This is a genomic window from Vreelandella gomseomensis (assembly GCF_031451645.1).
In the GTDB taxonomy this organism is placed as follows: Bacteria; Pseudomonadota; Gammaproteobacteria; order Pseudomonadales; family Halomonadaceae; genus Vreelandella; species Vreelandella gomseomensis.
In genome coordinates, this window is record NZ_JARWAI010000004.1 from 142,531 (window position 1) to 156,634 (window position 14,104).

Below are 14,104 nucleotides of genomic sequence, written 5' to 3' on the forward strand. Positions count from 1 at the left end.
GATCAGTTACCCTCCACGTTGCTGGTGTCGGTTTCCAGGGTCTCGCGTACTTCGTCGACTTCCGGGGCCTCGTCGTCGAGCAGCCACTCATCGGTCATGGCCCTGGCCAGGTGCGCCGCATGGGTACTGCCGCCCCCGGCATTTTCGACAATCACCGCCACGGCAATCTGCGGGTCTTCGATGGGGGCAAAGGCAATGAACAGGGCATGATCCCGCAGGCGCTCTTCCAGCTCATCGGCGTCGTAACGCTGATCCTGGCCGAGGGAGAACACCTGGGCGGTACCCGACTTGCCGCCCATACGGTACTCCAGCCCCCGCCCGGTTCGCCGAGCGGTGCCTTCACTTCCGCTTACCACTTTCTCCATGCCGCTAAAGACGCTGTCCCACCAATCCTCCTGGGCCAGATTGATATCCTCTGGCGTATCAGGCAAATCCCGCTCAAGAGTTGAGTCGCCAATCTGGCGAGCAATGCGCGGCTTGACCCACTCTCCGCGATTGGCAAGCGTAGCGGTAGCGGTCGCTAACTGCAGCGGGGTGACCTGCCAGTAACCTTGACCGATGCCCACCGACAGCGTCTCCCCCGGGTACCAAGGCTGGTTGAAGCGCTCACGCTTCCACTCGCGGGACGGCATCAATCCTGAGCTTTCGCCCTGCACATCGTGGGCAACGCGCCGGCCAAAGCCAAAGTTGCTCATCTGCTCATGGAGGCTATCGATGCCCATCTCATGGGCCAGCGAGTAGTAATAGGTGTTGTTGGACACTGCCAGCGAACGCTCCAGATCCACTCGACCATGGCCCCAGCGCAGCCAGTTGCGATAGCGGCGTGAATCATTGGGTAACTGGTAATAGCCGGGGTCGTTGATGGTGGTATCTGGCGTGATCGCCCCCTCAGCAAGCCCGCCCAGCGCGAGAAACGGTTTGATGGTGGAACCCGGGGGATAATGCCCGCGAATGGCACGATTGAACAACGGCAGATCGAGATTTTCCTGGAGGGCCTGGTATGAGGCCCTGTCGATGCCGGTGACGAACTGATTGCTGTCGAACCCGGGCGTGGACACCATGGCCAGTATCTCACCACTATCGGGCTCGATAGCGACAATTGAGCCGCGACGACCGTCCATCAGTTCGTAGGCCAACCGCTGCAAGGATTTGTCCAACGTCAGCGTCAGATCCTTGCCCGGCACCGGGTCGATGCGCCCCAATTCACGCAAAACGCGCCCCCGGGCGTTGGTTTCCACCTTGCGCAGGCCCGCCTGACCGTGAAGGTCGTCTTCGTAGAAACGCTCGACACCCGTCTTACCGATAAAGTGCGTACCGGCGTAGCGGGTGGCATCCAGGTTGGCGAGTTCTTCGGCGTTGATACGTCCCACGTAACCCAGCGTGTGGGCCATGATTTCAGCATCCGGGTAATAGCGCAGCAGTTGGGCTTCCACCTCAACGCCCGGGAGCCGGTGACGGTTGATAGCCACACGGGCGATTTGCTCCTCGCTCAGATCACTGGCCAGCAGCACCGGCTGAAAGGGGCGCTGCCACTGTTGGGACCGCTCATAGAAGGTACTGGTTTCTTCGTCGTTGAGGTCGAGAAGCTCAACCAGCAGCTCGAGGGTTTCGTCGACGTCGTCGGCGCGCTCGCGTACCAGCGTCAAGTTATAGGTCGGGCGGTTTTCGGCCAGCAGCTCGCCGTTGCGGTCGTATATCAGCCCCCGGTTTGGTGGCAGGGGCTCGACGCGCACACGATTCTTTTCGGACCGAGTGCTGTAGACATCGTGCTGAACCACCTGCAAGTACGCCAGCCGCCCCACCAGCAGGCTCGTCAAGGCAACGACGACCACCATGGCCAGTAGCGCACGCGCACGAAAAATCCGCAGTTCCTGCTCGGTGTTCTTAAGCTTGTCGGCGCGCTGTGGCATAGCGGTGACTGACTCTCATTCATTCAATGGCGGGCGCCCAATCGCATATGGCGGCGAAACCATCAGCGATGGTAGGGGTGACCGACCAGCAGCGTCCAGGCGCGATAAAGCTGCTCGGCGAGCATGATGCGAACCAGCGGATGCGGCAAGGTCAGCGGCGATAGCGACCAGCGCTGTTGCGCCACCGCCGACAGGCCGGAGTCGAGCCCGTCGGGGCCGCCGACCAGCAGCACGACATCCTGGCCCTGCAGCCGCCAGCCGTCGGCTTGCCTGGCGAGCTGCTCGGTGGTCCAGGCATGGCCGTTTACCTCCAGCGCGACCACATGTTCGTTGCCGCGCAGCTTACAGCGGATGCGTTCCGCTTCCTGCTCGCGCGCCCTGGCAATATCGGCATTCTTGCCCCGCTGGCCAAGCGCTATCTCTTCGATCTCCAGACTGAAGTCCCTGGGCAAGCGCTTGCGGTAGGTGTCGACACCCTCTTCCACCCAGGCGGGCATCTTGGTGCCCACCGCCAACAGGCGGATCTTCATGACATGCTGGCCTGCTCGTCAGTCTCGGAAAGCTCGCGCAGGCCAGTGTCGCTGGGCAGGTCGGCCCACAGACGTTCCAGGTCATACAGAGCACGGGCCTCAGGCAGCATGATATGAACAATCACGTCGCTCAGATCGACCAGCACCCAGTCGGCGTTGTCGCCGCCTTCGACGCCACGAGGCGCCAGCCCGGCCGCTTTGGCCCTTTCAACCACGTTCTGGGCAAGGGCCGCCACGTGGCGAGTTGAGGTGCCGCTCGCAATCAACATGATGTCGGCAACGTCGGTCAGTCCGGCGACGTCTAACTGAGCGATATCGCGGGCCTTCAGTTCTTCCAGCGCATCAAGCGCTACGCTCTTTAATGTATCGATGTGCATATCTCCTAACGAAAACCCCGTGTAATGCGCTTATGAAGCGGGCCATTGTAACGACTAATAGACGGACTGCCAGCGCTGATACAGCCCTTCATGTAAAATGGCGTTTTCAACCGCCTCGGGCACCAGATAGCGAATACTCTTGCCCTCGCCCAGCCACTGACGGATATGGGTCGCTGAAATGGCCATCGCCGAGGGTAGCGTTACATGCAATAGGCGACCATGAGGCTTGGCCATCAACCGGGACACGCTATCGACTTCGCGTTCGCCCAGCAGTTCCACAAGTGACGATGACGGTGTCTCTTCATGGCCGGGACGTGCAATCACCACCAGATGGGCATAAGCAAACAGCTGCTCGGGGGCACGCCATTGATCAAGGCGCAGGAACGCGTCCCAGCCAATCGCCATGACCAGTCGCGCCTGCTCGCCGTATTCGTCACGCAGCGAACGCAGCGTGTCCACGCTGTAGGAAGGACCGTCACGCTCCAGCTCGCGAGCATCGGCCTTAAGGCCCGGCGTATCGGCAATTGCCGTCTCGAGCAGCGCCAGGCGCTGGCGGGGCGATACCTGGGGGGTGTCACGCAGCGGCGGCTGAGGGGCCGGTATCATATGCACGGCGTCCAGCCCTAGCGCATCGCGCAGTTCCAACGCGCTGCGCAGATGACCGTTATGGACGGGATCAAAGGTGCCGCCGAGCATGGCAATGCGAGCCGGTCGGGTCATTCACGCACCTGGCCGTCACCCATGACCACATACTTCTGGGTGGTCAAGCCTTCAAGACCTACCGGCCCTCGGGCGTGCAGCTTATCCGTGGAGATGCCGATTTCCGCGCCCAGACCGTACTCAAAGCCATCTGCAAAACGGGTCGAGGCATTGACGACGACGGAGCTCGAGTCTACCTCGGCCATGAATCGGCGGGCCAGCGAGTAGTCTTCGGTCACAATCGCATCGGTGTGGTGCGACCCGTAGCGCTCGATATGCGCGATGGCTTCGTCGATATCGTTCACCACCTTGATCGCGAGTATCGGCGCCAGGTATTCGGCGCCCCAGTCCTCTTCGCTGGCCGGCAACGCCTGGGGCAGCAACGCCTGGGTTTGCGCGCAGCCGCGCAGCTCGACGTCGTGCTCGGCATAGCGGCGCGCCAGCTCCGGCAGCAGCAGATCGGCAACGGCCGCATCGACCAGCAGCGTTTCCATGGTGTTGCAGGTGCCGTACCGGTGCGTCTTGGCGTTGACGGCAATCGCCAATGCCTTCGCTGGATCCGCCAGGCTATGCACATAGACGTGACAAACGCCGTCCAGGTGCTTGATGACCGGCACCTTGGCCTCGCGGGAAATGCGCTCGATCAGCGACTTGCCACCTCGCGGAATGATCACATCGATATACTCCGGCATGGTGATCATCGCCCCGACTGCCTCACGGTCGCTGGTGGCGACCACCTGCACGCTGCCTGGCGGCAGGCCCGCGTCAACCAACCCCGCTTGAATGCAAAGGCTGATCGCCGCATTGGAGTCTCGTGCTTCGGATCCCCCCCTCAAGACACACGCATTACCCGCCTTGAGGCACAGACTGGCGGCTTCCATGGTCACGTTGGGACGCGACTCGTAGATAATTCCGATCACCCCCAGCGGAACACGCATCTTGCCCACTTGAATACCGCTCGGGCGATAGCGCATATCGTTGATTTCGCCCACCGGGTCGGGTAGCGCCGCCACTTGCTCAAGTCCTTCGATCATGGCGTCGATACGCGCATCGCTCAAGGCCAGGCGGTCGAGAAGCGCCGCGTCCAGGCCGTTTTCCTGACCGCGAGCCAGGTCACCGGCGTTGGCCGCCAGCAGATCCGGACGGGCGGCATCCAGGTGACTCGCCATGGCGATCAGGGCGCGATTTTTCTGGCCTGAGTCAGCGCGGCGCAATTGGCTCGCCGCCTGGCGGGCGGCTTTGCCCAACGCTTGCATATAGGCCGCGACGTCGCCGGCCTGCAGGGACAGCTTTGCATCGTCGTCTAACGATGTTGTAACGCTCATGCGATCTCCATGGGTTGCTCGGTGGTCATCCGTTCAGCAGCGTGACAATCGGGTTACCAGTGGGGCAGTATACTAAGCCGCTTTAGCGCTATACTAGAGGGCTATTTAACACTGTTTGTCACGTCAATGATGATCATTTTACACCTTTTGTGCTCACCATCACGCGACGCGTCACTCATAGGGTTGATAGTAAGCCACCATGCCAAATAAATACAAAATACGACTGCTGAGGATCAACTTGCTGGCAGCCGCCGTGGCACTTGCCTTATGGACACCGGCGGCATCCCCGCCTGCGGCACTGGTACTGTGGCTTTCGGTAGGCTGGCTGTTCATCACTGCCCTGCTGCTCGACTTCAGCCATCGCTATTCGCGCGGTCGACCGTGGCAGTTACTTCCAGGCGCTCTGCTGCTGGGGCTGATCGCCGTCGCCCCGGAACGCCATGGCCTGTTGATCTGGGCGTGGGCTGCGCTGTTCATGCTGCCGCAAATGAGCTGGGTAGCTGCCTTCAACATCAGTGCCGGTCTGCTCAGCGCGATACTGATCGCGCCGCAGCTTTCGACGCCGGCCTGGCTGCTGATGATCATCTCGCTGACCATTCTATGCGTGCTGGCATTGGCACGCGCCCAGCAGCTCATCGACATGAACGGCGCCATTCGCCAGCGACTGCGGCTGATCCCCGGCTTGAACCTGTGGGCCGGCGAACAGCTGGTTCGCGATATTCAGCGCGAACAGACGCGCTGCGCCCGCGAAGGCATTTACGGCGAGCTGCTGATCCTGCGCATGAAACGCCACCAGCTGTGGCCCACCGCCAAGAAACTCTGCGAGCTGACCCACGACTTCGAGAACGTCTACCGACTTGACGGCACCACGCTGGCTACCTTGATGCTGTCGCGCTCCGCGCCCGAGGCTCAGGAGCGCTATCGGTCGGTGCTCAACGCCCTGCCTGACAACATCAGCATCGATCCTGTCGAATTGATGGACGTACCGCTGAATGCCTCGACGCTCGCATCACTCTGTCGGTGGCAAACAAGCGTGGTTCGGGAGCAGCCATGACGCCGCACCACTTCCCCAGGCAGCTGATGACACTTGCCTACCTGGCAAGCATCGCCTTGATGAGCAGCTATGCCATCTGGCTGTACGCCATGGGCGAGTATCGCGATCTGGTGGTGCCGTGTTTCATGAGCCTGTTGCTGTTGACGGCCTACCTGCTCCATCTGGGCCAGGATATCCGGTCTCACCTGCCCCGGGTGGTACTGCTGGCGTGTGCTTACGGCAGCGTGATTGCCGCGCTCTACTATCAGCCCGAGACGCCGCTGCTATGGGTGGGCCTGCCGATGACCGCTGCTTTTCTGCTGCTGCCGCTGGCCGCCGCCGTGGCCCTGCACCTTGTACTGATTCCACTTTGGTGGCTGCTGCCCTCGCTTGACCAGGCCCCGCCGACGCTGATCATGGGCTATGTCGCCCTGATACTGCTGCTGGCGCTGCCGCGCTGGGAGCATGCCCGACGCCGGGCGCTTTTGCGCGCCACCGACCCCAATGACAGCGAGTGCGATGCCTACCATCTCGATACGCTGAAGGAGCGCCTACACAGTGAACATCAGCGTGCCGACATGCTCAACCAGCGCCTGGCCGTCCTGGTGATTCACCTCCCCCAGCGTGACATGGCCGAAGAACAGTTCGGTTCGCGTGCTGCCCAGGCCCTGCTGAACGCCCTGTGTACCGAGGTCTACAGCTGCTGCCGCGATCACGACCTGCTAGGACGCGCCGACAGCGCGACTTTCTGGCTGGTGCTGCCCGACACCAGCGAAAGCGGCGCACTGCTGGTTCGTGATCGCCTTCAGCGCGCTTTATCTCGGCGCGTGCTGGTTGAAACCGGCCAGCTCGAAGCCCGCATTGCGGCCTGCCTGCCTTGCCCCAAGGAAAGTTTCGAGCACTACCTGCAGCGCCTGGAAAACCGGGGCAATGCCCAGGCGGGGCGCTAACCAAGCGCCAGCCAGATGCCAACGCCGATCATCAAGGTCCCCGCGATACGGTTCAACAGCCGCACGTTGCCGCTTTTACCCAGCACGCGGCGCAGCGTTTTACCGCCGGTGGCGTAAACCAGCATGCTGGCAAACTCGATGGTCAAAATAACCCCGATCAGCACGGCAAGCTGTTGGCCGAGTGGACGACCGCTATCCAGAAAAGGCGGCAGCAAGACCATGAAGAACGCCCACCCCTTGGGATTGGCGACCGCCGTGACGAACCCCTGGATAGCCAGCTGCCAGCGTCCTGCCGGTGGCCCGGTATCGAGCTCGCTTGGAATGGCCATGCGCCCACGGGAACGCCACATCATGATGCCCAGGTAGGCCAGGTAAGCACCGCCCACCCACTTGAAGGCGATAAACAGCCCCGGCTGGCGCAGCATCAGAGCGGCCACCCCGGCGCCGGCGGCCGCGGCCACCAGACCGACCCCAATCAATTCACCGATCATCATCCATAGCGTGCGCTTGACCCCCTGGGTCATGCCCAGCACCATCGCCAGCGTCATACACATCCCCGGCGTTAACGAGACCAGCAAAAACGTCGGCACAAAAACCGAGAGCGTGGCCCATGACATCATTGGCTATCCATCCTTGGTAGTTGAAGTAGGCGCCTGATCCTCTCCCCAGCGGGGCATCAGTTGGTGGTCAATTCCTAACTGATTGAGAATCCGCGCGACAATAAAATCAATCAGGTCATCAATGCGTTGCGGGCGGTGATAGAACCCCGGGGCGGCAGGCAGAATGACCACGCCCAGCCGGCTGAGGGTCAGCATGTGCTCCAGGTGGATCGGCGAAAACGGGCTTTCGCGGGGCACCATGACCAGGGTGCGGCGCTCCTTGATGGCCACATCGGCGGCGCGCTCGATCAGGTTGTTGCTGGCGCCCGTCGCCACCGCCGAGAGCGACCCTGTAGAGCACGGGCAGATCACCATGGCGGACGCCGCCCCTGACCCCGAGGCGACCGGCGCCATCCAGTCCTCGCGCCCGAAGCAGCGTATCTGCCCAGGCGCCGCGCCGGTTCGCTCGCCCAACGCCTCCGCGAGTCGCTCGGGCTGAGCCGGCAGCCGAACCTCAGTTTCGGTGGCGATCACCATATGCGCCGCCTTGGAAATCATTACCCACACCTCGTGCTCGGCCGCCACCAGCAGCTCGATCAGCCTCAGGCCGTACTGGGCACCCGAGGCCCCGGTCAGCGCCACGGTCACCGGCGGCTTGAAGGCCGTGCCTTTTGCGTTCGTCATCACACCTCCTCCTTGGCGGCCAAGGCGCTTAGCAGGCGCTCGTGCACGCCTTCAAAGCTGCCGTTGGACATCACCACGATACGGTCCTGGGGTGACGCTTGCATGGCCACGGACTCGACCAGACGGTCGATATCGTCAAACAGGGTTGCGTGCGCCTGGGCGTCGACCAGCGTTTCCATGGACCAATCCACAGAGGGCGGCTGAAACCAGAACACCGCATCAGCCTCGGCCACGCTTTCCGCCAGGCGTTCGTGCATGGTGCCCAGCCGCATGGTATTGGAACGCGGCTCGATGACCGCCAGCAGCCGCCCCCTGGGGGTCGCGGCCCGCAGGCCCTGAAGGGTCGCGGCAATGGCCGTGGGATGATGGGCAAAATCATCGATTACCTGGATCCCGTTGACCTCGCCAAGGACTTCCTGACGGCGGCGCGGCGTTTCGAAGCGCGCCAGGGCAGCACAGCCCCGCGCCATATCAACGCCGCAGTGCCAGGCCGCGGCCAGGGCGGCCAGCGCGTTGCGGGCATTGTACTCGCCGGTCAACGCCCACTCGACCACGCCGTCTTCTTCACGCTTGCTTTCCGGGTCGCGATAAATCACCTGAAAACGGCTGGCATCCGGACGCTCGAGGCGCAGTTGCCAGGCGCTGTCCGGGTGGTCGCCCAGGTAATCCACCGGGGTCCACACTCCTTGGGCCAGCACGCGTTCCAGTGCGGGCTGGCCATCAGCCACCAGCAAACGCCCCTGGCTTGGCACGGTACGCACCAGATGATGAAATTGACGCTCAATGGCCGCCAGGTCAGGGAAAATATCCGCGTGGTCGTATTCCAGGTTGTTGAGCACGGCGATATGCGGGCGATAGTGAACGAACTTGGAGCGCTTATCGAAAAATGCCGTATCGTACTCGTCAGCTTCCACCACGAAAGGCGCGTCAGCCGACCCCAGCCGGGCCGAGATATTAAAGTTGCGCGGCACGCCGCCAATCAGGAACCCCGGCGATAGCCCTGCGCTTTCCAGCAGCCAGGCAAGCAGGCTCGCGGTGGTGGTTTTGCCATGGGTGCCGGCCACGGCGATCACCCGCCGCCCCGGCAGCACGTCCTCGGCCAGCCACTGTGCGCCGGAGGTGTAGGCGATGCCGCTATTCAGGAGCGCCTCCACCTCAGCGTTGCCGCGGGATAGCGCATTACCCACCACCACCAGATCGGGAGCCGGCTGAAGATGGCTGCCGCGATACCCCTCCATCAAACGGATGCCCGCTTCTTCAAGCTGGGTGCTCATCGGCGGGTAGACGTTGGCATCAGAACCGCTCACCTGATGCCCCAACTCGCGGGCCAGCAGCGCCAGGCTGCCCATGAAAGTGCCGCAAATTCCGATAATATGCAGGTGCATCGCTACGCCTCTCAACATGCCTCAAAACAGCCCGCAAGCCTAGCACGCTCCGTCTTTTCGCTCACCTGTCTTGATACGTGGCTAATCCACCCACGCGCAAAACGTATTCACGAACCGGCTTGCTGGACCGCGTGATGCGACGCGGTAACGCACCCGGGGAACGATCCTCAAGTGACAACGTCTGTGAGATATTGCACGATGCCCGCTCAGCCCGGACGCTGACTTTTTCCACCGTCTTACCCTGCGGGTAAGCATCCACACGACGAGGGTTACCTTGATGCGCACCTTGATTCGCTACTTTTTCCGCGGCCTCCGCGTCATACTGGCTCCTATCATGATGGTGTCGGAAAAGCTCTCGACGCCCCAGTCGGTCACGCGCACCCCAGAAGAGCAGGCCCAGGTCGATGAAGCCTGCAAAGACCTGGCACTGTATCAATTCCGCACATGCCCGTTCTGCATCAAGGTGCGCAAGGAAATGGCCCGGCTGGGGCTTTCCATCGAAAAACGCGACGCCCAGCTTGACCCCGAGCATAAAAAAGCGCTGCAGGAAGGCGGCGGCCGCGTCAAGGTGCCCTGCCTGAAGATCCGCCACGCGGATGGCCGCGAAGAATGGATGTATGAATCCGATACCATCAATGCTTGGCTTCACCAGCGGTTCGGTTGATTCTCGACGCTTTCACTGTCGCGCCTGCCCGCCCCTTCTTTAGTCGTATTCCCCACCCCTGCGCCTCCCGCACAACCCGCCTCATTCGGCAGATGAATGAGGCCAGTCATTATTTCGATTGTGGAAGGCTATCGCCTCTCACTATGTTAGACGCATAGCTTTCGAGCTGACCGTGTCTGTTTTGTTGCCGTTATGCGCCGCCTGAAGCATCAAGGGTGCGTGGCAGAGCAGCAAAGCGAACAAACAATAATCCTTCTTGGGAACAACGATTAGGAATAATGATGACGTTTAAAAAAACGCTACTAGCTTCCGTGATTGGCGCAACGCTTGCCAGCACAGCCCTACTGTCCACTGCCGCACAGGCCGAGAACACGCTGCGTATGGCCTACGATGCCGACCCGGTATCGCTGGATATTCACGAACAGCTGTCGGGCGGGATCCTGCAGCTGTCGCACATGACCCACGACCCGCTCGTGCGCTGGAATGATGCGCTTGAATTCGAGCCGCGCCTGGCCTCTGACTGGGAACGCATCGACGACACCACCATGCGTATGTCGCTTCGCGAAGGGGTTGAATTTCACAGCGGAAACGCCTTCACTGCCGACGATGTCGTCTGGACTATCGAGCGTCTCCAGCGCAGTCCTGACTTCAAAGCGATTTTTGACCCCATCGAAAGCGTCACTGCCGTTGACGACTACACGGTAGAAATCACCACCAAGACACCCTACCCGCTGCTGTTGAACCTGGCGACTTACGTCTTCCCCATGGATAGCGCCTTCTATTCAGGAGAAGCCGAGGACGGTGACCCGAAAGACGAAATCGTCAAAAACGGCAACTCCTTTGCCTCACGTAACGTTTCAGGCACCGGCCCTTATACCGTCGCCGATCGTCAGCAGGGTGTTCGTACCGAGTTCGAGCGCAACCCTAACTATTGGGACACCGAATCACCGGGCAATGTCGATAACATAATCCTCACGCCCATCAGTGAAAACGCTACCCGCGTGGCGGCACTGCTTTCCGGCGACGTTGATTTCATCGCCCCGGTACCGCCCAATGACCTGGAACGCGTTCGCGAAAGCGAAGACGCCCAGCTCGTAACGATGTCGGGCACGCGAATCATCTTCTTCCACATGAACCAGGATCGCGTCGAAGCATTCCAGGATCCGCGTGTGCGTCAGGCATTTGCCTATGCGGTTAACCAGGAAGCGATTGCCGACCGATTGATGAAAGGCTTTGCCACGCCCGCTGCGCAGTTCTCACCGGAAGGTTACGCCGGCCACGTCGAAGATCTTGAGAAACGCTACGATCTAGAACGCGCTAAGGCCCTGATGGAAGAAGCGGGCTACGCCGACGGCTTTGACATCACCATGATGGCGCCCAACAACCGCTACGTGAACGATGCCAAGATTGCCCAGGCCGTGGCAGCGATGCTGGCTCGCATCAACGTCAACGTGGATCTGAGCACGCTTCCCAAAGCACAATACTGGGGCGAGTACGATGACCGCGCCGCCGACATGATGCTGATTGGCTGGCACGCAGACACCGAAGACAGCGCCAATTTCCACGAATACTTGACGGCCTGCCCGGATCCGGACACCGGCGCCGGACAGTACAATGCAGGTAACTACTGCAATCCAGAGCTTGATGCACTGGTGGCCGAGGCCAACGTGGAAGTGGATCGCGCCAAGCGTGCGGCCATGCTTCAGGAAGTCGAGCAAACACTGTACGACGAAGCCGCGATTCTCCCGCTGCACTGGCAGGACCTGGCCTGGGCGTCGGCCAATCACGTCAACATCGAGCCGGTGGTCAACGTGATGAACTTCCCCTACCTGGGTGATCTGGTCATGGACGCCGAATAAGGCCTCCAGTGCATTAACCCAGCGTCATCCGACAAGCTCGCCCCGAGGTTATCCGCTTCGGGGCGAGCCCTACCTGTTTTACTGACGGAAACGTTCTCATGATCGCCTTTTTGGTTAAGCGCCTTTTCCATGCGCTGCTGGTGATGTTTGTCATCAGCATCATTGCCTTCGCTATACAAGATAACCTGGGCGACCCGATTCAGCAGATGGTCGGCCAGTCGGTACCGGAGAGCCAGCGTGCCGAACTGCGTGAAGAGCTTGGGCTCAACGACCCTTTCCTGGTGCAGTACGCGCGCTTTGCAATCAACGCAGCGCAGTTCGATTTCGGCTATTCGTACGTCTTCAACCAGCCTACCACCGAGGTCATTGCGCGCCACCTACCGGCGACGCTGGAGCTCGTGGCCGCGGCTACCTTTTTGATCATCACCCTGTCGGTGCCGATTGGCGTTTATAGCGCCATCAAACCTCGCGCCTGGCTTTCCCGCTTTTTCATGGGCGTCTCGATTGTCGGCATCTCGATCCCGGTATTTCTTACCGCGATCATGCTGATTCAACTGTTTGCCATCGGCGTCAGTTGGACCCCTTTTCCCGTCGATACTGCCTGGGGCAGTTGGCTCAACGGCGTGATATCCACCGAGGGTGGCATGCCTGCTTACGGCCGAGGTGATCCGGTCCCCGTGTTTGGCACCTGGGAAACCAACTTTGCAAGCCTGGAGGGGCTGACCTACCTGGTGCTCCCCGCCGTTTCACTGGCCTCCATCATGCTGCCGCTGTTTATTCGCCTGATCCGTGCCGAAATGCTCGAGGTGATGCAGTCGGACTACGTCAAGTTTGCGCGGGCCAAGGGCATTTCCATGCGTCGCATCTATTTTCTGCACGCCTTGAAAAATACCATGCTACCGGTCATCACCGTCGGCGGCGTGCAGATTGGTACGCTGGTCGCCTACACCATCCTGACCGAAACCGTCTTCCAGTGGCCCGGCATGGGGCTGATGTTCCTGGATGCCATCGAGCGTTCTGATATTCCGCTCATCGTGACCTATCTCATGATCGTGGGCCTGATATTCGTGATCACCAATACGATCGTCGACCTGATTTATGGCCTGGTTAACCCCACCATCAAACTCACCGGAAAGCCCGCATGAATGCATCTTCTTCCGCGCTTCCCAGCCGCTGGGAACGCTTCCGCGACTCGTATCTGTTTTACAGCTTCAAACGCGACATGGTCGCTCAGGTCAGTCTGGTGGTATTCATCGCGCTGGTCGCCGTCGCCATACTCGCGCCGTGGCTTTCGCCCATGAACCCCTATGACCTGGCACAAATCGATATTCTCGCCTCGGAACTGCCGCCGTTCTGGGTCGAGGGTAGCGACGCCCAGTACCTGCTGGGCACCGACGCCCAGGGCCGGGATATGCTCTCGACGATTCTGTACGGCGCGCGCGTGTCGCTGATTATCGGTTTTGGCGCCGTGGCTCTTCAGGCGCTGATCGGCGTCTGTTTTGGCCTGCTCGCCGGCTATCTGGGTGGCCGTATCGATGCTTTCCTGATGCGTCTCGCCGATATCCAGCTGTCGTTCTCGACCCTGATGGTCGCGATTATCGTCGGCGCGCTGGTCAAGGCCATTTTCGGTGGTGAGACCTTCAGCGCCTATGCTGTGCCGCTGCTGGTGCTGATTATCGGCCTTGCCGAGTGGCCCCAATATGCGCGTACCGTGCGCGCCTCGGTGCTCGCCGAGAAGAACAAGGAATACGTCGACGCCGCCCGCGTAATGGGACTCAGAAGCAAACGCATCATGTTCCGCCATGTGCTGCCCAACACCCTGTCGCCGATCTTCGTCATTTCGACGGTACAGATTGCCAACGCCATCATTTCAGAAGCCGCCCTGTCGTTTCTCGGCCTGGGTATGCCCGAAACCCACCCGTCGCTTGGTTCGCTGATCAAATCCGGGTTCGACTATATCCAGTCGGGTTCGTGGTGGATCACGCTCATTCCCGGGGCGTTACTGGTGGTACTGGTCTTGTCCATCAACCTGCTGGGCGACTGGCTCCGTGACGTTATGAACCCGCGACTCTACAAAGGCTGAGGACAC

The 14,104-nt window shown here is 60.9% G+C and carries 14 protein-coding genes; 6 read left to right on the plus strand and 8 right to left on the minus strand.

Annotated features, from left to right (window positions below):
• Window positions 1–2: 2 nt before the first annotated feature.
• The 5 genes from mrdA to QC815_RS06520 form a co-directional block, all read right to left on the minus strand.
• Window positions 3–1,910 (minus strand): penicillin-binding protein 2, encoded by a 1,908-nt coding sequence (gene mrdA, locus QC815_RS06500; RefSeq protein WP_230447989.1) that lies wholly within the window; start codon window positions 1,908–1,910, stop codon window positions 3–5.
• Between the two features lie 62 nt (window positions 1,911–1,972).
• Window positions 1,973–2,440 (minus strand): 23S rRNA (pseudouridine(1915)-N(3))-methyltransferase RlmH, encoded by a 468-nt coding sequence (gene rlmH / locus QC815_RS06505; protein WP_309767585.1) that lies wholly within the window; start codon window positions 2,438–2,440, stop codon window positions 1,973–1,975.
• A complete protein-coding gene (gene rsfS, locus QC815_RS06510) occupies window positions 2,437–2,817 on the minus strand; it encodes a ribosome silencing factor (RefSeq protein ID WP_230447987.1) in 381 nt (126 codons plus the stop codon). Before rsfS ends, rlmH begins: the two co-directional genes overlap by 4 nt.
• Window positions 2,818–2,871: 54 nt before the next feature.
• Window positions 2,872–3,537, minus strand: a complete 666-nt coding sequence (gene nadD, locus QC815_RS06515) for a nicotinate-nucleotide adenylyltransferase (RefSeq protein WP_230447986.1) — start codon at window positions 3,535–3,537, stop codon at window positions 2,872–2,874.
• Window positions 3,534–4,841, minus strand: a complete 1,308-nt coding sequence (locus QC815_RS06520) for a glutamate-5-semialdehyde dehydrogenase (protein WP_230447985.1) — start codon at window positions 4,839–4,841, stop codon at window positions 3,534–3,536. The genes nadD and QC815_RS06520 overlap by 4 nt, the downstream gene beginning before the upstream one ends.
• A gap of 199 nt (window positions 4,842–5,040) precedes the next feature.
• Between QC815_RS06520 and QC815_RS06525 the strand changes: the two genes are divergently transcribed.
• Together QC815_RS06525 and QC815_RS06530 are read left to right on the plus strand one after the other, a co-directional pair.
• The gene (locus QC815_RS06525; RefSeq protein ID WP_230447984.1) at window positions 5,041–5,895 is read left to right on the plus strand and encodes a hypothetical protein; all 855 of its coding nucleotides are present in this window, start codon (window positions 5,041–5,043) and stop codon (window positions 5,893–5,895) included.
• The gene (locus QC815_RS06530) at window positions 5,892–6,824 is read left to right on the plus strand and encodes a diguanylate cyclase domain-containing protein (RefSeq protein WP_230447983.1); all 933 of its coding nucleotides are present in this window, start codon (window positions 5,892–5,894) and stop codon (window positions 6,822–6,824) included. Before QC815_RS06525 ends, QC815_RS06530 begins: the two co-directional genes overlap by 4 nt.
• Here QC815_RS06530 and QC815_RS06535 read toward each other — a convergent pair.
• Genes QC815_RS06535 through mpl form a run of 3 tightly spaced genes read right to left on the minus strand, consistent with a single transcriptional unit; the run spans window position 6,821 to window position 9,492 of the window.
• On the minus strand, window positions 6,821–7,444 hold the full coding sequence (locus tag QC815_RS06535) for a LysE family translocator (protein ID WP_230447982.1): 624 nt from the start codon (window positions 7,442–7,444) through the stop codon (window positions 6,821–6,823). The genes QC815_RS06530 and QC815_RS06535 overlap by 4 nt on opposite strands.
• A gap of 3 nt (window positions 7,445–7,447) precedes the next feature.
• The gene (locus QC815_RS06540) at window positions 7,448–8,107 is read right to left on the minus strand and encodes a flavin prenyltransferase UbiX (protein ID WP_309767592.1); all 660 of its coding nucleotides are present in this window, start codon (window positions 8,105–8,107) and stop codon (window positions 7,448–7,450) included.
• Complete coding sequence (gene mpl, locus QC815_RS06545) at window positions 8,107–9,492, minus strand: UDP-N-acetylmuramate:L-alanyl-gamma-D-glutamyl-meso-diaminopimelate ligase (protein WP_309767594.1); 1,386 nt, start codon at window positions 9,490–9,492, stop codon at window positions 8,107–8,109. Before mpl ends, QC815_RS06540 begins: the two co-directional genes overlap by 1 nt.
• A 277-nt stretch (window positions 9,493–9,769) precedes the next feature.
• Here mpl and QC815_RS06550 point away from each other — a divergent pair, with 277 nt between their 5' ends.
• From QC815_RS06550 to QC815_RS06565, 4 genes are all read left to right on the plus strand, one after another.
• Entirely contained in the window at window positions 9,770–10,156 is a 387-nt protein-coding gene (locus tag QC815_RS06550; RefSeq protein ID WP_230447979.1) for a glutaredoxin family protein, read from the plus strand.
• A gap of 281 nt (window positions 10,157–10,437) precedes the next feature.
• Window positions 10,438–12,015: an ABC transporter substrate-binding protein gene (locus QC815_RS06555; protein WP_230447978.1), complete on the plus strand. Its 1,578-nt coding sequence runs from the start codon at window positions 10,438–10,440 to the stop codon at window positions 12,013–12,015.
• Window positions 12,016–12,113: 98 nt separating this feature from the next.
• The gene (locus QC815_RS06560) at window positions 12,114–13,160 is read left to right on the plus strand and encodes an ABC transporter permease (RefSeq protein ID WP_309767596.1); all 1,047 of its coding nucleotides are present in this window, start codon (window positions 12,114–12,116) and stop codon (window positions 13,158–13,160) included.
• The gene (locus tag QC815_RS06565; RefSeq protein ID WP_309767597.1) at window positions 13,157–14,098 is read left to right on the plus strand and encodes an ABC transporter permease; all 942 of its coding nucleotides are present in this window, start codon (window positions 13,157–13,159) and stop codon (window positions 14,096–14,098) included. The genes QC815_RS06560 and QC815_RS06565 overlap by 4 nt, the downstream gene beginning before the upstream one ends.
• Window positions 14,099–14,104: the final 6 nt, after the last annotated feature.